Source organism: Microbacterium marmarense (genome assembly GCF_037204165.1).
Taxonomy (GTDB): Bacteria; Actinomycetota; Actinomycetes; order Actinomycetales; family Microbacteriaceae; genus Microbacterium; species Microbacterium marmarense.
The window spans coordinates 118,834-143,463 of the sequence record NZ_JBBDGL010000005.1 but is presented as its reverse complement, the minus strand read 5'-3'; the positions used below and the strand labels follow the sequence as shown (position 1 = coordinate 143,463).

21 protein-coding genes are annotated in these 24,630 nt (G+C 65.4%); 7 read left to right on the top strand and 14 right to left on the bottom strand.

Annotation, left to right across the window (positions count from 1 at the left end; translation table 11 throughout):
• Positions 1–538 precede the first annotated feature (538 nt).
• From WDU96_RS13470 to WDU96_RS13455, 4 genes are all read left to right on the top strand, one after another.
• A complete protein-coding gene (locus tag WDU96_RS13470) occupies positions 539–3,556 on the top strand; it encodes a hypothetical protein (protein ID WP_337339043.1) in 3,018 nt (1,005 codons plus the stop codon).
• Between the two features lie 203 nt (positions 3,557–3,759).
• Entirely contained in the window at positions 3,760–4,296 is a 537-nt protein-coding gene (locus WDU96_RS13465) for an RrF2 family transcriptional regulator (protein WP_337339042.1), read from the top strand.
• Between the two features lie 157 nt (positions 4,297–4,453).
• Entirely contained in the window at positions 4,454–5,374 is a 921-nt protein-coding gene (locus tag WDU96_RS13460) for a sulfite exporter TauE/SafE family protein (RefSeq protein WP_337339063.1), read from the top strand.
• Positions 5,375–5,439: 65 nt separating this feature from the next.
• Positions 5,440–6,324, top strand: a complete 885-nt coding sequence (locus WDU96_RS13455) for a hypothetical protein (protein ID WP_337339041.1) — start codon at positions 5,440–5,442, stop codon at positions 6,322–6,324.
• Positions 6,325–6,364: 40 nt separating this feature from the next.
• On the opposite strand, the gene WDU96_RS13450 is transcribed toward WDU96_RS13455, so the two are convergent.
• Positions 6,365–7,183 carry a VanZ family protein gene (locus tag WDU96_RS13450; RefSeq protein WP_337339040.1) on the bottom strand — a complete coding sequence of 273 codons (819 nt, stop codon included), beginning with the start codon at positions 7,181–7,183 and terminating at the stop codon, positions 6,365–6,367.
• Between the two features lie 174 nt (positions 7,184–7,357).
• Between WDU96_RS13450 and WDU96_RS13445 the strand changes: the two genes are divergently transcribed.
• A complete protein-coding gene (locus WDU96_RS13445) occupies positions 7,358–9,133 on the top strand; it encodes a DUF4012 domain-containing protein (protein WP_337339039.1) in 1,776 nt (591 codons plus the stop codon).
• Positions 9,134–9,146: 13 nt separating this feature from the next.
• Positions 9,147–9,707, top strand: a complete 561-nt coding sequence (locus WDU96_RS13440; protein ID WP_337339038.1) for a cell wall protein — start codon at positions 9,147–9,149, stop codon at positions 9,705–9,707.
• 66 nt (positions 9,708–9,773) lie between these two features.
• On the opposite strand, the gene WDU96_RS13435 is transcribed toward WDU96_RS13440, so the two are convergent.
• The 3 genes from WDU96_RS13435 to WDU96_RS13425 all read right to left on the bottom strand — a co-directional run bounded on the left by WDU96_RS13435 (position 9,774) and on the right by WDU96_RS13425 (position 12,577).
• Positions 9,774–10,526, bottom strand: a complete 753-nt coding sequence (locus WDU96_RS13435; protein WP_337339037.1) for an endonuclease/exonuclease/phosphatase family protein — start codon at positions 10,524–10,526, stop codon at positions 9,774–9,776.
• Positions 10,527–10,657: 131 nt separating this feature from the next.
• Positions 10,658–11,533, bottom strand: coding sequence for a tRNA pseudouridine(38-40) synthase TruA (gene truA, locus WDU96_RS13430; RefSeq protein WP_337339036.1), 876 nt, complete (start codon positions 11,531–11,533; stop codon positions 10,658–10,660).
• Positions 11,534–11,560: 27 nt separating this feature from the next.
• Entirely contained in the window at positions 11,561–12,577 is a 1,017-nt protein-coding gene (locus WDU96_RS13425) for a GNAT family N-acetyltransferase (protein WP_337339035.1), read from the bottom strand.
• A 135-nt stretch (positions 12,578–12,712) separates the two neighbouring features.
• Between WDU96_RS13425 and WDU96_RS13420 the strand changes: the two genes are divergently transcribed.
• Positions 12,713–15,001 carry an acyltransferase family protein gene (locus tag WDU96_RS13420; RefSeq protein WP_337339034.1) on the top strand — a complete coding sequence of 763 codons (2,289 nt, stop codon included), beginning with the start codon at positions 12,713–12,715 and terminating at the stop codon, positions 14,999–15,001.
• A gap of 928 nt (positions 15,002–15,929) precedes the next feature.
• Here WDU96_RS13420 and WDU96_RS13415 read toward each other — a convergent pair.
• The 10 genes from WDU96_RS13415 to map all read right to left on the bottom strand — a co-directional run bounded on the left by WDU96_RS13415 (position 15,930) and on the right by map (position 24,630).
• Entirely contained in the window at positions 15,930–18,377 is a 2,448-nt protein-coding gene (locus tag WDU96_RS13415) for a metallophosphoesterase (protein ID WP_337339033.1), read from the bottom strand.
• A 187-nt stretch (positions 18,378–18,564) separates the two neighbouring features.
• A complete protein-coding gene (locus tag WDU96_RS13410; protein WP_337339032.1) occupies positions 18,565–19,623 on the bottom strand; it encodes a GNAT family N-acetyltransferase in 1,059 nt (352 codons plus the stop codon).
• Between the two features lie 150 nt (positions 19,624–19,773).
• Positions 19,774–20,355, bottom strand: a complete 582-nt coding sequence (gene rplQ / locus WDU96_RS13405; protein WP_337339031.1) for a 50S ribosomal protein L17 — start codon at positions 20,353–20,355, stop codon at positions 19,774–19,776.
• A 74-nt stretch (positions 20,356–20,429) separates the two neighbouring features.
• Positions 20,430–21,422 carry a DNA-directed RNA polymerase subunit alpha gene (locus WDU96_RS13400; RefSeq protein ID WP_337339030.1) on the bottom strand — a complete coding sequence of 331 codons (993 nt, stop codon included), beginning with the start codon at positions 21,420–21,422 and terminating at the stop codon, positions 20,430–20,432.
• A 151-nt stretch (positions 21,423–21,573) separates the two neighbouring features.
• Positions 21,574–21,972: a 30S ribosomal protein S11 gene (rpsK, locus tag WDU96_RS13395; RefSeq protein WP_337339029.1), complete on the bottom strand. Its 399-nt coding sequence runs from the start codon at positions 21,970–21,972 to the stop codon at positions 21,574–21,576.
• A 37-nt stretch (positions 21,973–22,009) separates the two neighbouring features.
• Complete coding sequence (gene rpsM, locus WDU96_RS13390) at positions 22,010–22,384, bottom strand: 30S ribosomal protein S13 (RefSeq protein WP_337339028.1); 375 nt, start codon at positions 22,382–22,384, stop codon at positions 22,010–22,012.
• Between the two features lie 133 nt (positions 22,385–22,517).
• A complete protein-coding gene (rpmJ, locus tag WDU96_RS13385) occupies positions 22,518–22,634 on the bottom strand; it encodes a 50S ribosomal protein L36 (protein ID WP_005050492.1) in 117 nt (38 codons plus the stop codon).
• Between the two features lie 74 nt (positions 22,635–22,708).
• Complete coding sequence (gene infA, locus WDU96_RS13380) at positions 22,709–22,930, bottom strand: translation initiation factor IF-1 (RefSeq protein WP_017201569.1); 222 nt, start codon at positions 22,928–22,930, stop codon at positions 22,709–22,711.
• Positions 22,931–23,088: 158 nt separating this feature from the next.
• A complete protein-coding gene (locus tag WDU96_RS13375; protein WP_337339027.1) occupies positions 23,089–23,772 on the bottom strand; it encodes a DsbA family protein in 684 nt (227 codons plus the stop codon).
• 18 nt (positions 23,773–23,790) lie between these two features.
• On the bottom strand, positions 23,791–24,630 hold the full coding sequence (gene map, locus WDU96_RS13370; RefSeq protein ID WP_337339026.1) for a type I methionyl aminopeptidase: 840 nt from the start codon (positions 24,628–24,630) through the stop codon (positions 23,791–23,793).

The window sequence follows — 24,630 nt, the reverse complement described above, 5'->3', positions numbered from 1 at the left end:
GGGGTGAGTCGTTCGGGGTGAGTCGTTGGCTGGTGCAGAGGGGTCAGGCTGGTGCAGAGGGGGCAGGCTGGTGCAGAGGGGTCAGGCTGGTGCAGAGGCGCTCCCGCTAGCGCGGAGTCACTTCGAGCTCGCGCCGAGTCGTTTCTGCTGAGTCGTTCGAGCTGGCGCAGCGTGCACGGGTGTTGCAGAGGGGTTCTGCTGTATCGATTCAGTCGGGCGCTGCGCCGAATTTCGCGCCTCACCAGCGTAATTCTTGGCAGGGCACGGGCGTCATGGCGGAAAGCGCATCCCACCCGTAATTCCGGGTGCGTTTCACAACCGTTGCGAAACGTTTCCATTTTGTTTCCACTCGTGATGAGAACCATTTGCGCCGCTAGCTTGGACGAGCCAGCGTAGGCTCACCGCCGCTGGCATTGGGCGGGCGAGACGTCGGTTTGCTCCACTCCCCCTTCCCATCCCTCCCCCCAGGAGAACTGTGTTTCGCACGCGAATAACCAAAGCGGTCCTTGCCGCTGCCGCCTGTACAACCGTTGCATCCATGTTCGTCGGCCTGCCTGCGTCTGCGGCAGAGACCGGCGTCGTAGCCGAAGGCGACGACTGGACGATCACCGAAGTCGCGGGTGGCTACGAAGTAGTCAAAACCCTCGACGAGCCGCTCGAGATCACGGCCGACGTCCCCACCCTGTGGGCCGACGACCTCGACCTCGGGTTTGCCACCGAATCCCTCGACGGCCTCACGCTCTCGGCAACCACCGCCGACCCCGAAGTCGTCAGCACCGACGACGTGCTGCAGGGCTGGGCAGGTCAGGGCAACCCCAGCGAATCAGTCGATGTCGACGTCGATGCTTTCGCGATGAAGTCGCTGCTCGCTCCGCTCGCCGCTGAGGTACCCGAACTGGCCGCAGACCCGAGCGCCATGGGTGACTATGCGGTCGAGCGCCTCGACTACGACCTCGGTGACGAAGCTGTAGAGCTTTCGGGCTTCGACCGTCTCGGCGAAATGCGCGCCGCGGTGTTCATGCCCGAGGGTGCCACTGGCGAACTGCCCGTGGTCGTCTTCCTCCACGGTCGCCACTCCACCTGCGCCAACGGCACGCGCAACCCGCTCGCCTGGCCGTGTGGTGAAGACCAAGACGAGATCCCCAGCTACCTCGGCTACAACGACGCGGCAGAGATCCTCGCCAGCCAGGGCTACGCGGTTGTGTCGGTTTCGGCCAACGCGGTCAACGCGCTCGACGGCTCGCTTTCTGACGACACCGGTGCCCTTGCTCGTGGCCAGCTCGTCATCGACCACCTCGACCTGTTGCGTGACGCCAACGCGGGCACGTTCGTCTCCCCCGACGACGCTGTTGTTCCCGTCTCGGCATCGCTCACAGGCCGCCTCGACCTCGACAACGTGGGCCTCATGGGCCACTCGCGCGGCGGCGAAGGAATCATGCGCGCAGCGGTGCTGAACGCTGAGCAAGACGAGCCCTTCGGCATCAACTCCGTGCTCCCGATCGCGCCGACCTCCTACAGCCGCATCGCGGTTCCCGGAGTCATCACCGCGACCCTGCTCCCCTACTGCGATGGCGACGTCGAAGACCAGATGGGCCAGAAGTACATCAACGACTCGCGTCACTCCTACGACGACGACGTGCTGCGTTCATCGGTGCTGATCATGGGCACCAACCACAACTACTTCAACACCATCTGGACCCCGGGCCTGTACCCCTACAACGTGAGCGATGACTGGGGCATTTACGACCGCTCGCAGACTGACGCGACCTGCGGCTCGACCGTCTCAGACACTCGGTTGGATGCTGCAGAGCAGTACGCCGTGGGCAACGCCTACATGGCTGCGTTCTTCCGCCTCACCCTCGGTGGCGCTGACGAGTTCTTGCCGATGTTCGATGGCACCGATGCGAAGCCGGCTGACCTCGACTTCGCTGACATCCGTGTGAGCGCAACCCAGCCAGCATCCACTCGTTTCGACATCGACAACTTCGATGTGCCGGGAACGACCTATGACCTGCGCGGCAGTGGCACCTACGTCACCTGTGAGGGCATCTCGTCAACACCGGTACCCGGAGTGCTGCCTTACTGCATCAACGGGCTCGGCTTCGCGCAGGCTCCTGACTGGGGCAACGCGGGCAGCGTGACACGCACGTCGTCGAACCCGAAGACGCCTGGCGTGCCGTCGACCACCGCGATGCACTTCACCTACACCAGCTCGTCGAACCCGGCAGAGCTCGGTGTGACGGTGCCCGGCGGTTCGGTTGATGCAACCGCATTCGAGAACCTCTCGCTGCGCATCTCGCCCGACGAAACCGTAGCCACCAGCACTGAGATCACGATCCAGCTGGTCGACGGTTCAGGTGCGAAGGCATCGGTTGTTGCTTCAGAGTACGGCGACGCGCTCACGGTGCTTCCGGGCAGCGGCAACCCGCTGCGCAAGGTGCTGCTGCAGCAGATCACCATTCCTGTCGGCGACTTCACCGGCATCGACCTCACCGACGTTCGCCAGGTGCGTTTCATCGCTCCCGACGAAGACGGTGGCGTCATGCTGAGCGACCTGGCTCTGCTTGAGCCCGCGAGCATCGGCACCGCCGAGGTATCGACTCGACCAGTTGTCTCGGTTGGCGACGTGATCGTCGATGAGGGTGCTGGCCCGTCAACGCTGCAGGTGCCGATCTACCTGTCGCGCCCCGCAGAAGAGACCTCGACCATGTACTTCAGCGCCGTCAGCTTCGCTTCCGCGAAGATCGCCGGTGTCGTGCAGCAGGTCACCTTCGCTCCCGGCGAGACCTGCACCGCGGTTGAAGTTCCCTACACCGGAGACACCGAAGAGAGCAGCAGCGCGACCACGAACTACACGGCGAACGTGGCAACCACCGCTGGTGGCGTCACGATCGGCGACTCGTTCGCATGGATCACGCTTCGCGAAGATGACGGCGTCACCGACGGCACCCCGGTGCCCGAGGTTGGCGTGCAGGGCGACCCCTGCCTCGAAGCGACCGGTGCACCCGGCACGCTGACCGTCAGCCCCGCTTCGGCGGCTCCCGGCGACACCGTCACGGTGACCGGCAGCGGCTTCCGCACCGGCGAGTCGGTGTCGTTGACGATGTACTCCGACCCGGTTGACCTGGGCTCGGTCGTCTCGAACGACGGCTCGGTATCGTTCACGGCCGTTGTTCCTGACGACGCCGAGCTGGGCGAGCACGAGTTCGTCGCCGCCGGCTACGGCTCAGGCTCCGAATCGACCTCCGCGTTCACCGTGGCGATCGAAGAAGAGCCTGTCGACCCGACCGACCCTGTCGACCCGACCGACCCGGTTGACCCTGACTCGGGCACCGACTCGGGTTCAGGCACCGATTCGGGTTCGACCGACACTGACACTGACACTGACACCGACGGCGCAACGGCGTCGGATGGTTCATCGGTGTCGTCACTGCCCGTGACAGGTCTTGACACCGGCATCGTGATGGGCTGGGCAGCTCTTGCCTCGATCCTGATCGCCGTTGGTGTCGGCGCACTGATGATTCGTCGTCAGCGTGCAGGACACGACGTCGGCTAGCACGCCTCCCCAGCGCTAGCCGCCTCCCCAACGAACGTCCCGTCCCCGAGCAATCGGGGGCGGGACGTTCGTTTTGTCTGTGGCCTCGAACATCCCGCTTGCCGGGCAGAATGGAAGGCATCCGAACCATCAACGCGAGCAACCGTTTCTCGAGCTACTGGCCACGCGACTATTGACTGCGTCTACCGCAACCGAAGGACTCTATGCGCATCTCGGCACGAGCTGACTACGCCGTTCGCGCGGCAGTCTTTCTCGCGCGCGGTTCGCTCGGTGAGCGTGGTTCGGACGAACAGGGGTCTGGCCCGCGGGTGCCGGGTGAGCAGGTCTCGGCCAAGCAGATACCCCCACAACGCATCTCCGGCGAGCGCATCGCCAGCGAGCAGGGCATTCCGGCGAGCTTTCTTGAGGGCATTTTGTCGGCGCTGCGCAAAGCGGGCATCGTCGAGAGTCGACGCGGAGCGGGTGGCGGATACCGGCTGGCAGCACCCGCCGGCGAGATCTCGGTCGCCGATGTCATTCGAGCCGTCGATGGCCCCCTGGTGTTCGTGCGCGACGAGCGACCGAGCGAGCTCGAGTACCCCGCCGCCGATAGCGACCTCGTGACGCTGTGGGTCGCGCTGCGCGCGAGCGTGCGCCGCGTGCTCGACGACACCTCACTCGCGCAGCTCGCGACGGGTGACCTGCCCGCCGAAGTTCGCGCGCTCGCCGACGACCCGTCGTCTTGGATCAGCGGGCGCTAAGCGCCGAAACGCCGGCTGCGCGGGCCGCGGCCGCGCGCTGCACCTGACGGCCGTGACCGACTTGCCCGCGACATATTGCGACACGTTTATTGCGGCATCCCGCGGGCTCTGATTGATTACCTACCTATCCAGTCGGAATTAGCCGGAATAGGTGGCCATGCACACTCTCGTACTCCTCGCCCTCGTGGGCCTCGGCGCGCAGCTCGTCGACGGAGCACTGGGCATGGCCTACGGCGTCACCTCGACCACCCTGCTTCTTGCCATCGGTGCGAACCCCGCCGCGGCGAGCGCGTCAGTGCACCTCGCCGAGATCGGCACGACGCTGGCTTCGGGGTTCTCGCACTGGAGATTCGGCAACGTCGACTGGAAGGTCGTGTTGCGCATCGGCATTCCCGGAGCCATCGGCGCCTTCGCCGGAGCCACCGTGCTGTCGAACCTGTCGACCGACGCGGCGCGTCCGTTGATGAGCCTCATTTTGCTGAGCCTCGGCATCTACATCCTCATTCGCTTCACGTTTCGCTCACTCCCGCGCGTCGACCGCTCGAAGCCACTGCGGCTGCGCTTTCTCGCACCGATCGGCCTTGCGGGTGGATTCCTCGATGCCACCGGAGGCGGAGGTTGGGGCCCGGTGGGCACCCCCGCACTGCTCGCCAGCGGACGCATCGAACCCCGCAAAGTCATCGGCTCCATCGACACGAGCGAGTTTCTCGTCTCGCTCGCCGCAAGCGTGGGTTTTCTGCTCGCCCTCGGCACCCAGGGTTTCGACTTCGCGTGGGTGGCCGCGCTCCTCATCGGCGGCGTGATCGCTGCACCGATCGCCGCCTGGCTGGTGCGAAAACTGCCCCCGCGCCTGCTCGGCTCGCTGGTCGGCGGAATCATCATCTTCACCAACGTCCGCACGCTGCTGATCGTGCTCGAGGCCCCGGGGTTCGTCGTCGCCTGGACGCTCAGCGCCATCGCGGTGATCTGGGCGGCAGCGGTGGTCATCTCATTGCGCGCATGGCGCCGCGAGCAGACAGTTTCTGCCCGCGAAGAGATTTCAAACGAGTCGGATGCTGCGCCCAGCTACCGCACCTAGAAAACCCGGTTATCACACCTAGAAAAGTGCGCCGCACCATGCCCGCGGGGGTCTAACGTAGCCGCATGGCAACTGCGACTCCCACCACGTCGCTGATGCGCACCTACCGGTATCTGCGCATCGGCATCGCAGGAACGATCATCGCGTTGTTCGTCTCCGTGGGCATCTCAGCGACGCAGGTCGGCCTGCTGCCGTCGCTCAGCAACTACTACTTCACGCCCGCGCGTGACGCGTTCGTCGGTGCACTGATTGCAGCATCCCTCGCCCTCTTTGCCCTGTCTGGGCGCGGAGTCGAGCGTGCTCTGCTCGACGCGGCCGCGCTGTTCGCCCCGCTGATCGCCTTCATTCCGACGACGCTCGGCCCGGGCAATATCGCGCGCATTGTGGTGCCGTGCGAGTTTCGGTGTTTTCCGCCCGAGTACGAGGCGATCGCCGCGGCAGGGGTCATCACCTACCTGGTGATGGGTGTGCTGACGGTGATTCTGGTGCTGATCCTGGCGCGGCGACGGCAGGTGTCGCTGGGCGCCGTGTCGGTTTCACTGACCTTCGCGATCATCGTGCTGTTGACGCTCGCCATCGGCTGGATCTTCTTTCGCGACTTCGTGCTTGATCAGGGCCACGCCATTGCAACGGTCGCGTTCTTCTCACTGTTCGCCGCGGTGGCTGTGCGGGGAGCGTTCCCGAGGCTTGGTGCGCCGCCGCGGCGCACGTTCAAAGCTGCGTACATTCTGATCGCCTTCATGCTGGTTCTCGTGCTCGGCGTGTATGTATACGCCGAGCTGAACGGCTATGTCGAGCGCATCGACTTTCCGGTGGCGCTGATCGCTGAAACCGTCGCTCTCGCACTGTTCGGCGCCTTCTGGATCGTGCAGTGCGTCGAGCTGTGGGACGAACCCGACCCCGCCGCGTCACGAGTACAGCCCCAACCGCAGGCCCAGCCGCAGGCGTAGGGGTAGCGCGGCGAGGCGTAGGGGTAGGCGTAGCGCAGGCTCAGCTCCCGCTGCGGCGACGCACGAGCAATACGATCGCCAGCCCCACAGCCGCGCCGAGCGTGTTGGCGATGATGTCGAGGCCGCTCGGTGTGCGCTGGGCGAGCAGCAGCGCCTGCACCGACTCAATCACGATCGTGACGCCTAGCGCGATGACGATGACCAGCCACGGGCGGCGCCTCAACAGCATTGCGCCCAGCGCTCCCAGCGGCACAAACAGCGCAATGTTCGCGGTGAACTCGATCAGGTTGTAGCTCAGCCACGGAATCGCGGCGCTGATCGCGTGCAGCAGGCCGGCGGCGTTGCGGTCCACCGGCGTCGGCCAGAACGCGATCAGCGCGAGGAGCACCCCATAGGCGACAAGCCATGAGCGCGGATCGCGCACGAGCGAGGCGCGCGGGTCGCGCAACAAGGCGCGTGGGTCGCGCGGGGCAAGCAAGGCGCGTGGGTCAAGCGCGTCACGCGGGATCGCGGGGGAGCTATCACGAGCGGGGCGGGTTCGCGGTGCCCTCGGGCGCCATTCGGGCGCCAACGCAAGGGGTGGCCGCGGGGGCACCAAGAGGTATCCGGGCGGCGGAGTCGGCGGAGGCGTATCGGCTACCGGCGGCGGCTGAGCGGGCGGGGGCGTATCGGCTACCGGCAACGGCTGAGCGGCTGGCGACAGCTGATCGCGCGGGGGCGTATCGGCTACCGGCAACGGCCGAGCGGGCGGGGGCGGCGGGATGCTTCCGGGTTGAGGCGCTGAATCGACCGCGGGCACAGCAGTGATGGGCGCCGCAGCATCCGTCGTGTCTGCGACCGTGGTCGAATTCTCGTGCACCAAAGCTGTCCTTCGCGCTCCCCTGGCGCGCTGCGACATTGCCGCGCATGTTGAAGTGAGTGTACTCCGCGGCCTACCAGCAGACGTACGGCAATTCTCGATAGCCTGGCCTTCACTGTTTGCTGTGAGGTGGCTGCGCACTGGAGCCCCACGCCCGAGCTTCCCCACGGACCTATGACTAACTCCACTGCTTTCCGCGTCGCGGGCCGCACCTTCGCCTGGGTGCTCGGCGCCGTGCTGATCGCGGCTATCGCCATGACCGCGTGGGTCGGCGTTCGCGGTCTGCTCGCCTACACCCACCTCAGGGATGTGCAGGCCGAAGCGAGCTCGGTGCGCGATGACCTGACCGACCCGGCGGCTGCGACAACGGCGATCGACGAGATCTCGGTCGACACCCGCGCAGCCGAGTCGTTGACATCAGACCCGATTTGGCAGCTCGCTGAGTCGCTGCCGTGGGTGGGACCGCAGCTCGAAGCAGTATCTACCGTCGCCGCGGCCGCCAACCAGGTGGTCAACACCTCGCTCACCCCGCTCACCGAAGTGGCCTCGTCGTTCGAACTCGACGCGCTGCGTGCCGAGAACGGACGCATCGACTTGGCGCTGTTCGAAGAACTGCAAGCACCGGCCACGATCAGCGCGGCGGGTATTGCGGCGGCATCAGCATCCATCGACAACATCGACACTGCCCCGCTGCTCGCTCCCGTCGGCGACGCAGTCACCCAGGTCGCCGACGTGCTCACCGAAGCCACCGAGGCGACCAGCGCGCTCGCGCGCGCCACGGTGCTGCTGCCCTCGATGCTTGGCGCTGATGACGCGCGCGACTACCTCGTGCTGTTTCAGAACAACGCCGAGTGGCGTTCGCTCGGGGGCATTCCCGGTGCGATGGCCCTCATCCACACCGACGACGGCGAGATGAGTCTGGCTGGGCAAGAGTCTTCGAGCGATTACCCCAAGTACGAAGAATCGGTGCTTCCCCTCGACGACGATGTGTTGGCGATCTACACCGACCATCCCGGCAAGTGGATTCAGAACGTCACCCAGGTGGCCGACTTCAGCGTCTCGGGTGAACTCGCCCGTCAGATGTGGGCCCTCGAGCACAACGGCGACGAGGTGGATGGCGTGATCGCTCTTGACCCGGTGGCCCTGTCATATCTGCTTGAGGCGACCGGTCCGATTGAGCTACCCACCGGCGATGTGCTCACGAGCGAGAACGCCGTGCAGCTGCTGCTCAACGATGTCTACCTTCGCTACACGGTGCCCGCCGAGCAAGACGCATTCTTCGCCCTCGCCGCGGCGAGTGTTTTCGAGGCGCTCTCAGACGGCAGCTCCGACCCGGTCGAGCTGGTCGCCGCGCTCACCAAGGCCGGCAGCGAGAACCGTCTGCTCATGTGGAGCGCCGTCGAATCCGAGCAGACTCTCATCGCCGAGACCACCCTGGCGGGCGGACTGCCCATCACCGACGAGGTCACCACGAGCTTCGGGGCGTACGTCAACGACGGCACCGGCTCGAAGATGGACTACTACCTCGACACCGACGTTGCCGTGCAGTGGGATTCCTGCACGCTCGACGAGTCGGGCTTGGCTTCGGGCACCGCCACGATGACGCTGACCGTCACGAACAATGCACCGGCAGATGCCGCCTCACTGCCCGACTACATCACCGGCGGGGGCAACTTCGGGGTGCCGGCAGGCATTGCCCGCACGGTCGGATATCTCTACGTTCCCGAACACTTCGAACTGATGGATGCTGTCAGCACAAATGAGAAGGGTTTCGGCGGAGCCAGCCACGACGGCCGTCGCGTGTTGTCGTTTTCGACAGACCTCGCGTCGGGCGAGTCTTTCACCGCCACCGTGACCGCGCGCTCGACGGTGCCCACCGGAGCAGAACTCCTGGTCAGACAGACTCCCACGATTGGCGATGCGTACTCCGAAGCAGATTTCTGCGCGTAGACTTGCGCGTGTTATGACCACGACACTCGCACCTCGCATCGCCCGCCTATCCGCGGCAGCGATGCTCGCTGCTTCGCTGGTGGTTGCGGCGCCTCTGGCCGCCCAAGCATCGACGATCTACCCTCCCGCTGAGTCATGCACGACTGCAACCAGCACAGTGCAGGCAGGCGGGGGCTTTCAGTTCGGCTGCAACGGCGCCACGTTCTCGCCGAACGAGTCAGTGACGATCACTGTGACCGGCGAAAACGGCGCGGGGGCCAGCATCGGCATGGTGCGCACAGCGGTCACCACCGCGAGCGGCCAGGTCACCTCAGATGACTCTGGCGCATTGCCCGCGGTCACCATCACGCTTCCCACGAATGCCTCGGGCATCTACAACATCGCCGCAGTCTCGGCGACATCTGCTGGCGCCACCGCCAGCGTGACAGTCACCACCGGCACCGACGGCCTACCGGTCACCGGTTTCGACAGCGGCACCCTGACCGGCTTGTGGATCGGCGGCGGAGCCCTCGTGCTCGCGGGCGCTGCGGTCGGCATAACCGCCCTGGTCCGTCGCCGCCAGAGCGACGACTGAACCTCAGCCCTCGCTTATAGGCGCTCAGGTTGGCGCCTAGGCTATTGGCGCCTAGTTTGCTGGCGTCTAGGTTACGGGCGCAGCGATAGCGGGAGCTTCTGCGGGCGCCGCGGTTGCCGCGGTTGCCGCGGTTGCTGCCGTCGCCGTGGTGTCGTGCACGCGTGCCGTCACCAGAATCGGCAGGTGATCGCTCAAGCCCTGGGGCAGGGTGCGCACGCGGTCGATCTCGAAGCCCACTGAGGTGGCGAAGTCGTAGTGACCACGGAAGAACTTGTAGCGCGTATACGTGCGTGAGTCGCTGAGGTTCAGCTCATAGCCGTGCTCGCGAATCGTCTGGCCCAGGTTCTCTTTGAAGACCGGGTAGTTGTAGTCGCCGACCATGAGCGCGGGAAGGCCGTCACCCAGGTGCTGCAGTTCGGTGAGAGCGGTGCGGATCTGGTGGCGCCGCAGCGAGTTGAGCGCGGTGAGGGGCGCCGCGTGAAACGACGCGACGATCACTTCGTGGCCGTGGTCGATGTCATACAGCCGCACGCCGAGCAGGCGTTCCTCTGCGGGCTTCAACACCCGGTCGTGCAGTGACTTCTTGAGCGCGAGTGCGCGCACGTCAACGGCACGAAAAGTGCTCTCGCGGTAGTAGACCGCGAGCCCGAGCCGGTTCCGCTGTGTCGAGTCGGCAAGTCTGAGACCGTTGATCGTGTCAGGGATGTCGGTGGTGTCGGCCTCTTGCAGGCACAGCACGTCGGCTTCGTGTTGCTCCACCAGGCGGGGTAGTTCTCCAGCGGCCTGGTGCTTGCGCAGGTTGTACGAGATGACCTTCATGGTGGTGCCAGCATATTCCTGTCGGGTGTCGCTGCGGTGACTTATGTCCTACCTCTGCGCACACTCATAGCGAACAGCTCGATACCCGGCCGCGTCACTGCTCGATACCCGGCGCTGCTACAGCTCGATACTCACTGCTCGTCGCTGCGGCGACGCCGGGTCTGCTCAGCGCGCAGGGCGAGCAGCTCGTCGCTCGGGTAGCCCACCGCGGTGAGCGTAAGACCCCGCGCGGCGAGCACCTTCGTCTCGGGAACCCGCTGCAGCTCATCGCGAATCTCGGCGACATCTGCCACATCGAGGCGCCCGTCGCCCACGGCAGCGCAGGCACCTACCAGGGCGCGCACCATCGAGTGGCAGAACGCATCGGCCTTGACGTTGGCGATCAGAATGCCATGCTCATCGCGATGCCAGTCGAACTCGAGCAGCGTGCGAATCGTCGTCGCGCGCTCTTTCGGCCGGCAGTACGCCGCCCAATCGTGCAGGCCGATCAGGCTGCTCGCTGCAGCATCCATCTTCTCGACATCGAGCGTCGATCGAACGCTCGTGGTGCGCAGCCGCTCCATCGGGTTGTAGCCGGCAACGCGGTCGGCGATGCGGTACTCGTACCGACGCCACACCGCTGAGAAGCGAGCGTCGAAGCCTTCGGGCGCGAGCGAGGTGCGACGCACCACCACGTCGGGGTAGGCACCGCCGGCACCGGTCAGCCGCGCGGCGAGCGCGCCCGCGGCGTAGTCGGTGAGAGATTCAGCATCCGTCGCGTTCTTCACTCCCCTGCCGCGCACATTGCGCAGACGACGCTGCTGGTCTTCGTCAAGATCGATGTGCGCGACCTGGCCGGTCGCGTGCACACCCGCGTCGGTGCGACCGGCGACAACCAGGCGCGGCTCGCCGCCGAGCACGAGAGAGAGCGCAGACTCAAGCGTGCCCTGCACCGTGCGAAGCACCGGCTGCACGGCCCAGCCGCGAAAATGCGTGCCGTCGTAGGCGATGTCGAGCCGAATGCGCATCAGACAATCCTATCGAGGAGCGCTCGCTCAGAAGCGGCGGGTGAACACCTGCTCGCGCTCGCGCTCGACGAAGCCCAGGCTCGAGTACAGCGAGTTTGCGCCGGTGGGGCTGGCGGTGTCGACGTCAAGCTGTGCCTTCTCGAGACCCGCTGCGCGCATCGATGCCAGCGTGCTGGTGAGCACGCGCGGCGCAAGACCCTGCCCGCGGTGGTCGCGCACCACACCGACGTATTCGATGTAGCCATAGCGCGCGCCGCGGTGCACCCAGTTCGCTTCGTTGACGCTGACGAGGCAGAACGCCGCGACGCGGCCGTCAACATCGGCGACGGTGCACAGGTCGTGGCGAAAGTTGTCGCCGCCGGTGAGCTTGCCCCAGGTCTCGCGGCTGTAGGGAACGCTGCCCCAGTGGTCGCGAAACGCGTCGTTGCGCGCAAGTCGCGCTTCGTTGTCACGGTCGGGCGTGAGCGCCTGCAGGGTGACATGGGCGTCGACGTCGAGCTGTTCGACGGGGCCCGAGAGGTCACGTTCCATCACCACGAACCACCGCTCGCCGGCGAGGCCGTTCGCGAGGGCGATCTTCTCAGCACCGGGGTTGCCCTCGTGCACGTACTGCTCGATGACGCCCTCTACCTCAACGTCGACTTCGGCCAGCACCTGCAGGGCACGCGCGTACTGCCACGCACCGACGATGGTGCCGATGCCACGGCGCCGATACTCGGGCAGCACCGCACCGCGCAGCGAGACCTGCACCTCGACGGTGACGTCTTGTTCGCGCACGACCGCTGCGACCACGACGATCTGTCCGTCGGCATTCTCGCCCACGAGCGCATCGTCAGCGCTGACGTGGGGCATATCGAACAGGTCAGCGATCGATCCGCGGGTCGTCACCCACGTCGGATGATCAACCTGATCGGCCGCGGCCACCACCGCGTGAATGGCGTCGATATCGTCACGGGTGGGCGATCGCCACACCGCGATGGCCTCATGGGGGGCGACAGGAGCGGTTTCAGGCGCACTAATGCGGTCAGACAGCTGCGATGACATTACTCCAGGCTATGCCGCGGCGGCTATGCGGTGCGAGTTCGCGGTCTATTCCAAGGTCAAACCTCAGGCGCGCGACGTAGACTTGACCGCGCTTTCTGCCACGTTCTGCGCTCGCCCGTCATCACCGAAAGTTCCATGTTTACTCACGCGCCCGCGCACTCCCCTACTCGGTTCGCCGGGCTCGATGGGCTACGTGCGATCGCGGTGATTCTGGTGGTGGTGTACCACCTGTTTCCCCCCGATGCCCTGCCTGGCGGGTTCATCGGGGTAGACGTTTTCTTCGTGATCAGCGGATTTTTGATCACCAGCCTGCTGCTGCGAGAACATTCGCGCAGCGGAAAGATCGCGCTCGTGCCGTTTTGGCAACGTCGCGCGCGACGCCTGCTGCCAGCGCTCGCGGTCGTCGTGACGGTCTGTTCCACCCTCGCGTGGATGGTCGGCGGCGACGTGCTCACCCGCCTCGGCGCGCAGGTGCTCGGAGCCGCGACCTTCAGTTACAACTGGATATCGCTCGCCGGCGACAGCGGATACTTCGCAGCATCCACCCCCGAACTCTTTCGCAACTTCTGGTCGCTCGCCGTCGAGGAGCAGTTCTATCTGCTCTGGCCCCTCGTGCTGCCGCTGTTTCTGCTGCTGCCGCGCACGTGGGCGCGTGTGGGCATGGCGCTCGTTCTAGCGGCCGCGTCTGCGGTCTGGATGGGCGTCATGGTGTCGTCTGGCGCAGGCGAGCTCACCCGCGCCTACTTCGGCACCGACACGCACGCGTTCGGTCTGCTGATCGGAATCGCCGCCGCATTCGCCATGGCGCAGTTGAGGCGAATGGATGCTGCGTGGGCCCGCACGAACTGGGCGCTGGGCGTGACATCAGCGACTGCGGTTCTGGCGCTTGCGGGCATCGTCGCGCTGGCGATGATGGCACCGACCGAAGACCTGGTGACCTTTCCCGGAACGCTTCTTGCGGCGAGCCTGTGCAGCGTCGCGGTGGTGATTGCTGGGGCGTGGCCGCGATCGTGGGTGGGGCCCCGGCTCGACGCCGCGCCGCTGCGATGGATCGGCGCCCGTTCGTACGGCATCTATCTGTGGCACTGGCCGCTGCTCGTGTTGGCCGTCGCTGCGGCGCAGGGCACGGGACTGAGCGCCGGGGTGCCACTGTGGATCAGCGTGTGGGTGCTGGGCGTTACGCTCGTCGTCTCGGCACTGTCGTACCGCTACATCGAGATGCCGATACGGGTGCTCGGGTTTCGCGGAGCGTTGGCACGCATGCGCCGGGCGTTCGGCACCAGCTCTCGTTCGCGCATGCGCGCGCTCGGCGCTACCGCTGCGGTGTGCATCGCGCTTGGCGGCACCTCGGCGGCGATCGCAGCCGCGCCGCAGGGCTCGAGCGCTGAGGAGTACGTGCAGGCAGGCGCCGCCGCGCTGAAAGCCGCGCAGGACGCCGCGGCGGGTGCTTCGGGAGCGGGAACGGGGGGTTCGGAGTCGGGAGCTTCCAGCGCCGAGGTGGACCGCCAGAGCGACGGCACTCTCACGAGCGCGATGGGGCCGTCTGGGTCGTCCGCGCCAGCGCCTGGGCCGAGCGGAGCGATGCCCGATGCCTCGCAGCGCATGGCGCAGTCCGGTGCACGGGCAACAGAGAGCGCAAGTTCGCTGGCGGGCGCGAGTAGCGGCGTTGGTTCCGCCGACGCTGCGGCGACCGTTTCTGCTGGCGCGTCAGGTTCCAGTGCGTCAGGTGCTGGCGGGGCGGGCGCTGGCGGGGCAGAGGCTGCTGGGTCGGGAGAAGCAGCATCCGCCACCACAACGTCTGATCCCGCTGAACCGGTGATCGACGGTGCTAACGTCACGGCCGTCGGCGACTCGGTCATGCTGGCCTCGGCGCCCGCTCTGCTGGAGCGGCTGCCGGGCATCGACATTGACGCCGCAGTGTCGCGGTCGACGTGGGCGGGGCCCGGCATTCTGCAGAAGCTGGCGAAGCAGAACAAGTTGCGCGACTACGTGGTGCTCGCGCTAGGCACTAACGGACCTATCGACGCCGGTTCGCTCGACGAGATGCTCGATATCGCTGGCCCCGATCGGCACGTGATTCTCGTGAACGCGTTCGCGCCACGTGACTGGATACCGGGCGTCAACGCCGACCTCGCGAAGGTCGCGCACGAACGTCCGAACGTGATGGTTGCCGACTGGTCGAGTGCGATTGAAGACAAGACGGCGATGCTGGCGGGTGACCAGATCCACCCCGGCGAGCCGGGCGGACGCGTCTTCGCCGACACGGTGGCTGGCGTCATCGAGCAGGTTGAGGCTGAGCGCCTGGCGCGGGTCGAGGCTCAGCGTGACCTGCAGATGCGCATCATGACGTGGCTCGCGGGCGACACGCCCTACGCCGGCCCGGCGCCCGCCCCGGTGCCCCTTTCGCGCGCCCCGCTGGGCTAGCCGCCCGCCGCGCTGGGCGCGCTGTGCTAGCCGCCGCACGCAAACCCCGCCCCACCGTCGAAACAAGCCCTCGCGCCCGAAACAAGGCGCACCACCACTCGTTTCACGCACCAGCTCATGTCTCGACGCAGCGGGCCACGTCGCACCGCGCTGCACGGCGCAGCAGCGACGCACCGCCTGCCCTGCGCTGCCCTGCCCTGCCCTGCCCTGCCGACGGAGCCATCCACGGCCGGCCCCAACGCAGCATCCACCCCGCAGGCAAACCCCGCCCCACCGACGAAACAAGCCCTCGTGCCCGAAACAGGGCGCACCACCACTCGCTTCGCGCACCAGCTCATGTCTCGACGCAGCGGGCCACGTCGCACCGCACTGCACAGCACCGGAGAGCGCAGCAGAGCTGCACAACACCACACCACACCGCACCGCACCGCACCACAAAGCTGCCCCGCACTGCCCGACAGAACCATCCGCGGCCGGCCCCAACGCAGCATCCACCCCGCCCGCAAACCCCGCCCACCGGCGAAACAAGCCCTCGTGCCCGAAACAGGACGCACCACCACTCGCTTCGCGCACCGGGTCATGTCTCGACGCAGCGGGTCACGTCTCACCGCACTGCACAGCACCGGAGAGCGCAGCAGAGCTGCACAACACCGCGGCACCGCACCGCACCACACCACAAAGCTGCCCCGCACTGCCCGACAGAACCATCCGCCGCCGGCCCCAACGCAGCATCCACCCCGCCCGCAAACCCCGCCCCACCGTCGAAACAAGCCCTCGCGCCCGAAACAAGGCGCACCACCACTCGTTTCGCGCACCAGCTCATGTCTCGACGCAGCGGGTCAGGTCTGACCGCACTGCACAGCAGGCCGTGAACGGCGAACGCCAGGCCCCACACACCCGAAGGCATGCGGGGCCTGGCGTTCCGAGATCAGCTCTGTGCTGTGCGGCGTCGCATCCACAGCACCGCGGCGCCGATACCGGCGGCCAGCAGCGCGAGAACGCTCAGCCCGACGATCGGCGCAGCGTCGGAACCAGTCACAGCAAGCGCGCCATCGGTCACCGCAGTCACCGTGATCGGCGCCGATGCCTCAAGCCCCGATGCGCTAGTCAGCACGATCTGGTGCTCTCCGGCCTCGGTGTCTGCCGGAATGGTCACCGTCAGCTCGAGCATGCCGCTCGCGCTCGCTGTGGCCGTCGCGAGCGTCACCGGCGTGGAGTGCAGCTCAACTGACACCGACTCGCCGGCGGCGAACCCTTCGCCCGAAACTGTCAGAGATCCGCCGGCAGCGACCGTCGATGCCGAGATCGCCACGCTCGCACCGCCATCGGTCCCGCCATCAGTGCCACCATCAGTGCCACCATCAGTGCCACCATCGGTCCCACCATCAGTGCCACCATCAGTGCCACCATCGGTCCCACCATCAGTGCCACCGTCAGTGCCACCGTCAGTGCCACCGTCGGTCCCACCATTGGTCTCGTCCGCCAGACGTCCAAGCTCGAAGCGGTCGATAACCCACGGGTCAACCTCGGGCGTGCGCACGTCATACGCGTACGAGACGACCTCGTTGGCGCCGGTGTCGAGCATCGCGAAGACGGCGAGGTCGTTGCTCTGCACGAAGGGTTGCGCGGTGCCATCCTCGGTAGTGAACGGTGCGACGTTGGGAACAACCGGCTCAAGGCCGCCCGGGTTGCCCTGCGACAGGTAGTTTGACGCATCCCAAGGCTCGGGCGGCAGCGGACGGGTGCGGCCGCTCAGCTCGTGGTAGGCACCGTACGAGTTGCCGGTGTTCGACGTTTCGAGGTAGTTGACACCGTTTTCGGAGACGAAACGGTTCCACAGGTGCGAGTGACCGTTGTGCACCAGATCGACGCCTGCGCCTTCCATCAACGGGCTCAAGTCGTTCAGCAGCATGTTGTTCTCAGTCGGATACTCGTACCGCACGCCGATGACCTCGCCAGCGTCGTTGGTCTCTTCGATGCGCACCGGGTCGCCGAACTGGGGCATGACGTTGTCGCCGAGACCCTGGGGGCTCTCGTGCAGCATCACGATGCGAAAACGTGCGTCGGTGTACTCATCGCTGGCGAGCTCGTCGGCCAGCCAGTCATACTGCTCTGAGCCCACAGCCAACGACTCGAAGATGTGCTCGCCATAACCCTGCGTGAGCGGATCGTCGAGGCTGGCCGCACTCTCTTGGTAGCGAGAGCTCGAGGTGCGCGCTTCAGGATCTGCTTGAGCCGTGGTGCCGCGCCAGATTCGCGTGGAGTACAGCGAGATGAGGCGGATGTCGCCGAACGAGACTGCGTAGTAGGTTTCGCCACCCGGTGAGTCTTCAGGAAGCGTGAACACCTCTTCATACGTGGTCGTGCTGAACGAGTTGTCTTCGATCCACTGCGCTTTCACTTCGGGGTCGGCAGACGGGTTGACCTCGGTGGCGACTTTCTCGTACTCCGCTTCGGCGACCGAAACCGGCACCGGCGAGTTGAAGCTGGTGCCGATGCTGGTCATGCCGTCGATACGGCCCTGCACTTCGTGGTTTCCGACGGCGGGATACAGCGGTGCGTTCTGCACGATCTCGCCACCGTAGTACTCCTGCACACCGTTGTTGTCGAAGCGACCGCCGTTGCCCTGCAGAGCTGCGAAGAAGGCGCTGCCGCGGGTGTCATCGAACCACTCGGACGCACGGTCGGGGTGGTTGACGAGATCGCCGGCGAGGAACACCGCGTCGATGTCGCCGATCGTCTTGGCCGCCATCTGCAGGTTGGCGGCTGTATTCGCCATGGCCTGGTGGTCGCTGGTCAGCAGCACGCGCAGATCGTCGCCAGCCTGCGGGGCGGGCGCGAGGCTGAAGGTGCCAGACACTGCCATGTCGGCACCGTCGACCGAAACAACTCGGTATGCCACGGTCTCACCGGGCGTGAGGCCGGTGACGTGCGCCTCGTGGCGCCACACGTCGCGAGCGACGATGCCCTCTTCGGCGGCCGGGGCGTCGACGAGACGCGATGAGCTGTCTTCAGCCATGCGTGAGTATGCGGCAGTTACCGCAGCGAACGCAGTCACGTTCGGGAATGGCGTGCCGGTCGCGGCCGCCCGCGCCTCGGCATCGGTGAGTGCTGCAACGCCCGATCCGATCAAGGTCACGTTGGCCGTACCGGCGTACTCGGTATTCCAAACGACGTATACGTCATCTGCGCCAGGCAGTTGCAGGAACGGGTCGCTGAGCAGTGGCAAGGTTCCGCTGCTGTCGGTGGATGCGGCCGCGAGGTCGACCGCGGCAGGAGCGGTCGCCGCAGAAGCAGGTAGAAGAGGAAGCGCAAGACTTGCGCAGACGACGACGCCAGTGGCGGCCATCGCGAAGCGCGTTCGATTTCGAGGCATTTGGGGGAACCTTCATGTCAGCCGCGCGCACGCCGTATCCGGCCGCACACACGTCGGGGGATGTCGGACTCCCAGCCTCCCGAGCTCAGCCTGCGTTCAGGTGGCTCCTAGCCGAACGATAGCTTTCACCCATGTAGACAGTTGCGCCCGCCCCGGCTCAGAACCCACGCCGCGCACCCGCGCCAGCTCAGAACTCGCGAGTCAACGCCTGCTCGCGCTCGGTGGCTACGAAGCCTAGGCGTTCATACAGGGTGTTGGCGCCGGTCGGGCTGTCGGTGTCGACGTCGAGCACCGCCTTTTCGAGCCCTGCTGCCCGGATCGCCGCCAGCGTGCGGGCAATCACTCGCGGCGCGAGCCCCTTGCCGCGATGATCCCGCACCACCCCGATCAGGTCGATGTAGGAGTTGCTGGCGCCGAGCGTCACCCAGTCTTCTTCGTTGACCGACGCGAGGCAGAACCCCACGATGCGGCCATCCGCAAGGGCGAGAGTCGACAGGTCTGGGCGAATGAACGGGCCGCCGACGAACTGCTTCCACCGCTCGGGTTGCGACGGCAAACTGCCCCAGTGATCGCGAAAGGCATCGTTGCGTGCGAGGCGTGCCTCTTCGGCCCGGTCGGCGCTGTATGCGACGAACTCGATGCCGTCGCGCACCTCAAGCTCGGGAATCTCGATCGACATGTCGCGCACCATGCTCATGAACCACCGCGCCGTCTTCAGCCCATAGCGCTCCGCGATGACGACCGCGCCACTGCCCTCACCGGCATACATGTCGATCTCGCCGGGCAGAGTCGTGTCGATCGACACCAGGTGCTCAAGCGCCCGCGCGTGCTGCCACCTAGCGAGCGCCGTGCCGATGCCGCGACGACGCCAATCCGGATGCACGGCCCCCGTCATGTACACCTTGACACGCTCAGAAGAATCGGGATGCCGCATGGTCGTTCCCAGCGCGATCACCGCCCCATCGTCGCTGAGTGCGACAACCATGTCGCGTTCCGGGTCGATCTCGGGCAGGTCGAACGAGTCTGCAATATCTTCGCGCGGCGTCGTCCACGAGGGGTGGTCTGCCAGATCGGCCGCGCGCTGCGCCTGGTGTATTGCGTCGATATCGTCAACGGTCGGATGCCGCCACATAGCCACATCGGCATGCGATGGCAGCTGCGCGGCTGGCACATCACCACACACCGCCCGCACGCGATCAGCCAGCGGCAAAGCCCCAGCCCCAGCAGCATCCATCGACTCAGTCACACCATTACCCTACGCGCGACGCGCACCTGCGCTCTAGAACAGTTAACGCAAACGAGACCCGCGCCTCCCGAAGGAGCACGCGGGTCTCGCGGTGCAAGGTTGGTCGAGCAAATGGATGCTGCGACCTGCCGGGCAGAGCCCGGCAACCGATTACTCGGCTTTCTCCTCTGCAGGAGCTTCAACAGCGTCTTCGGCTGCAGCCTCAGCGGCTTCTCCTTCGGCCTGCGACTCGGCGCCCGCCTCGGCGGCACTGTCGTCAGCAGCAGCGTCGTCAGCTGCAGTCTCGTCAGCTGCGGTCTCTTCGACAACCTCTTCAGCAGGAGCCGCGTCAGCAGCCTTGGCGGCAGCCTTCTTGTTCGACTTCTTCGGGGTTACCGGCTCGAGTACGAGCTCGATGACAGCCATCGGAGCGTTGTCGCCCTTGCGGTTGCCGACCTTGGTGATGCGGGTGTAGCCACCCTCGCGCTCGGCGACGAGCGGTGCGATCTCGGTGAAGAGAACGTGCACAACTTCTTTGTCACCGATGACCGACAGCACGCGACGGCGTGCGTGAAGGTCGCCACGCTTGGCGAACGTGATCAGTCGCTCAGCGTACGGACGAAGGCGCTTGGCCTTGGTCTCGGTCGTCTTGATCGACTTGTGTGTGAAGAGCGCTGCGGCAAGGTTTGCCAGCATCAAACGCTCGTGTGCGGGGCCGCCTCCGAGGCGGGGACCCTTAGTGGGCTTAGGCATTGTCAATTACTCCAGTGTGAAGGTCGATTCGGGGTCGCGCCGGGCTTCAAGCCGGTGCGAACATCGGACACAGCTCAGACGGTGGTCTCGTCTTCGTATCCGCCGTAGAAGTGTGCACCGTCGAACCCGGGAACCGAGTCCTTCAGCGAGAGGCCGAGCGAGATGAGCTTGTCGCGCACCTCGTCAACCGACTTCTGACCGAAGTTGCGGATGTTCATGAGCTGCGTCTCCGAAAGGGCGACAAGCTCCGAAACGGTGTTGATGCCCTCGCGCTTGAGGCAGTTGTACGAGCGAACCGACAGATCGAGGTCTTCGATCGGCATCGACAGCTCGTTCGAGAGAACAGCTTCAACCGGCGCGGGGCCGATCTCGATGCCCTCAGCCTCGACGTTGAGCTCGCGAGCCAGGCCGAAGAGTTCGGTCAGCGTGCGACCAGCCGACGCGACTGCGTCGCGAGGGTCGATCGATGCCTTCGACTCAACGTCAAGCACGAGCTTGTCGAAGTCAGTGCGCTCACCGGCACGAGTTGCCTCGACGCGGTAGGTGACCTTGAGCACGGGCGAGTAAATCGAGTCGATCGGAATCTGACCGACCTCTGCGTACTCGTTGCGGTTCTGGGTCGCCGACACGTAGCCACGGCCACGCTCGATGGTGAGTTCCAGCTCGAACTTCGCGGTGTCGTTGAGCGTCGCGATGACGAGCTCGGGGTTGTGAACCTCAACACCCGCGGGAGCGGAGATGTCGGCGGCCGTAACCTCGCCAGCACCGGTCTTACGAAGGTAAGCGGTGATGGGCTCATCGCGCTCGCTCGAAACAACGAGCTGCTTGATGTTCAAGATGATTTCGGTGACGTCTTCTTTAACACCAGGAATGGTGCTGAACTCGTGGAGAACGCCGTCGATGCGAATCGACGTTACTGCTGCACCGGGGATCGATGAAAGCAGGCTGCGACGCAGGGCGTTTCCGATCGTGTAGCCGAAGCCAGGCTCCAGCGGCTCGATGATGAAGCGACTGCGGAACTCCCCGATCTTCTCCTCGGTAAGAGTGGGACGCTGTGCAATGAGCACTATGTGTTCCTTTCGATCACGTGACCGCTATATGACACGTGCGGTGAATGAGGTGTTGAGTTTTATTCTTGGGATGCTGCCAAGCACCATCCCGGTAAACCTGCTGTAGCCGAGCCCGCCCCAGTTTCCTGAGGGGGCCCGGCTGCAAAAGTCAGACGCGGCGACGCTTCGGCGGACGGCAGCCGTTGTGAGCCTGGGGCGTGACGTCGTTGATCGAGCCGACCTCGAGGCCAGCGGCCTGAAGTGAACGGATCGCGGTCTCGCGGCCTGAGCCGGGTCCCTTGACGAAAACGTCGACCTTCTTGACACCGTGCTCCTGAGCCTGGCGTGCTGCCGACTCGGCAGCCATACCGGCGGCGTACGGGGTCGACTTACGCGAGCCCTTGAAGCCCACGCCACCCGAAGATGCCCAGCTGATGACTGCGCCCGAGGGGTCGGTGATCGAAACGATCGTGTTGTTGAACGTCGACTTGATGTGGGCCTGGCCCAACGCGATGTTCTTCTTATCCTTGCGGCGCGGCTTGCGCGCTGCGGTTTTGGCCTGTGCCATGTTCGTAGTCTCCTAAATCCGTGACGCCGGCGGTGGCCTAGCGCGCCTTCTTCTTGCCGGCGACGGTGCGCTTCGGACCCTTGCGGGTACGTGCGTTCGTCTTGGTGCGCTGACCGCGCACGGGGAGACCGCGGCGGTGGCGGATTCCCTCGTATGAACCGATCTCGACCTTGCGGCGGATGTCGGCGGCAACCTCACGGCGAAGGTCACCCTCTACCTTGTAAGTGCCTTCGATGAAGTCACGAAGCTGAACGAGCTGCTCGTCGCTCAGGTCCTTGACACGGATGTTCTCGTCGATACCCGTAGCGGCGAGAATCTCGTCCGAGCGGGTACGGCCGACACCGTAGATGTACGTAAGGGCGATCACCACGCGCTTGTCGCGCGGGATGTCAACGCCGGCAAGACGTGCCATGCGAATCTCCTAGGAGTTGGTGGAGGTGTGGAGCAGAGTCGGTGCCCGGGCCTCCAGCCCGAGGTGTCCCCCGTTTTCACGGGTTCTGACGCTGCCGTTTCGTGTGAAGTTGTAAAACTGTGAGTTGTAAAACTCAGCCCTGGCGCTGCTTGTGACGCGGGTTCGACTTGCAGATGACCATCACGCGGCCGTGGCGGCGGATGACCTTGCAGTGGTCACAGATGGGCTTGACTGAGGGGTTGACCTTCATGGTTCTTTCCTTATCGCTGTCTTCGTGCTGCGCGCAGGCATAGCCCGGCACACAGCCGTTACTTCTCGACCGGACTAGCGGTAGCGGTAGACGATGCGACCGCGGGTGAGGTCGTAGGGGCTAAGCTCCACAACCACGCGGTCTTCGGGGATGATGCGGATGTAGTTCTGCCGCATCTTGCCTGAGATCGTTGCGAGAACCTTGTGCCCGTTGCTGAGCTCAACGCGGAACATCGCGTTGGGCAGAGCCTCGGAGATCACGCCTTCGATCTCGATGACGCCGTCTTTCTTCGCCATATACTCGCTATCGCTTCAGCAGACCGGTCGGTCTGCGGTGAATGGGGGTTTTGGTGCCTCGACACGCCAATGAAGGCGCAACGCACCAAAGAGCAATCATAGGTGATATGTGCCCGCGCGGCAACTCGGGCGTGTCGCTGCCCCGAGCTTCGCTCTCGCTAGTTGAAGAGCGAGGCCAGTTCGTCGGGTGCTGGCAGATCAGAGTTCGAGATCGCGTCGCCGTTGACCGCCACCGTGGGCGTGCCGATGCCGGTCGATCCTGGCTGAATCGGAGTCAGCTCGGTGATCTCGGCAACGTACTTCATATACGTGCCGTCGTTGACGCATGAGTCGATGCCGGTGACGCCGACCAGCTCTGCGATCGACAGCATGTCTGCGTCGGTCAGCCCCGTGGTTCCCTCGTCGGGCTGGTTCGTGAACATCGTCTGCATGAACGGCAGTGCCGCATCGGCGTCAGCGACGGCGACGCAGTACATGGCGTTGGCAGAGCGGGTCGAGAACTCGGTGCCCTGCGACGCACGGTCAAGGATCGAGATCGGGTGGATGCCGAGGGTCGCGGTGCCTTCGTCAACGAGCGTTTCGATCGATGGACCGTAGCTCAATTCGAACTGACCGCAGACCGGGCACATGAAGTCGACGTAGGTGTCCAAGCGGTTCTCCGCGTCACCGACGAGGATCGCACCGGAATCGGTCTCGATGTTCGCCGCGACAGGCTGTTCACCCGGTGCGCTGGCTTGGTTGTTCATCGCGACGACCAGCCATGCCAGCAGCCCGATAGCGATCAGGATGCCCACGCTGATCCAGATCGCGAACCAGTTCGTCTTTCGTGCTTGCTTGGCCACCGTTACTCCTTGTGATTGCTATGCGATCGGTTGGGGAGTGATGCCGAACGGTGCGAGACCGGCCGCTCCCCCGTCGGGCGCCGTGAGCACCCATATGCCATCATCGTGCAGCGCGATGCTGTGTTCCCAGTGAGCACCAGCGGTGCCGTCGACCGTCGAAACGGTCCAGTCGTCGTCTTCGATGAGCGTCTCTTGATCGCCGATGACGACCATCGGCTCAATCGCGAGCACTAGACCGGGGCGAACCTCGGCTCCGGGATCGCTCACCCGATAGTTGAACACCGACGGCGACTCGTGCATTTTGCGGCCGATGCCGTGACCGACATAGTCACGCAGAATGCCGTACCCGCCCTCGGGAGCGTTCGCTTCGATGTAGTCCTGAATGGCGGCGCCGATGTCGGCGATATAGCCCGCAGACGCCATCGCCGCAATACCGGCCCAGAGCGACCCCTGCGTGACGTCAGAGAGCAGCTGTCGCTCGGCGACCACCTCGGGCCGCGTTGGATCGGGGATCACGATCGAGAATGCCGAGTCACCGTTCCAGCCCTTGAACTCGGCGCCAGCGTCAACCGACAGAATGTCGCCCGCCTCGAGCACTCGGTCGCCGGGGATGCCGTGAACAACCTGCTCGTTCACCGAGGTGCAGATCGAGTGGCGGTAGCCGCGCACCATCTGGAAGTTCGACTTCGCGCCTCGCCCAGTGATGACGGCGGATGCTGCAGCATCCAATTCGAGAGTCGTCACCCCGGGAGCCGCGAGCGAGCGCGCCGCCTCTAGCGCAGCCGCGGTGATCAGGCCCGGTTCGACCATCGCCCGCATCTGCGCGGGGGTCTTATAGATGGATCGCCGAAACGCCAC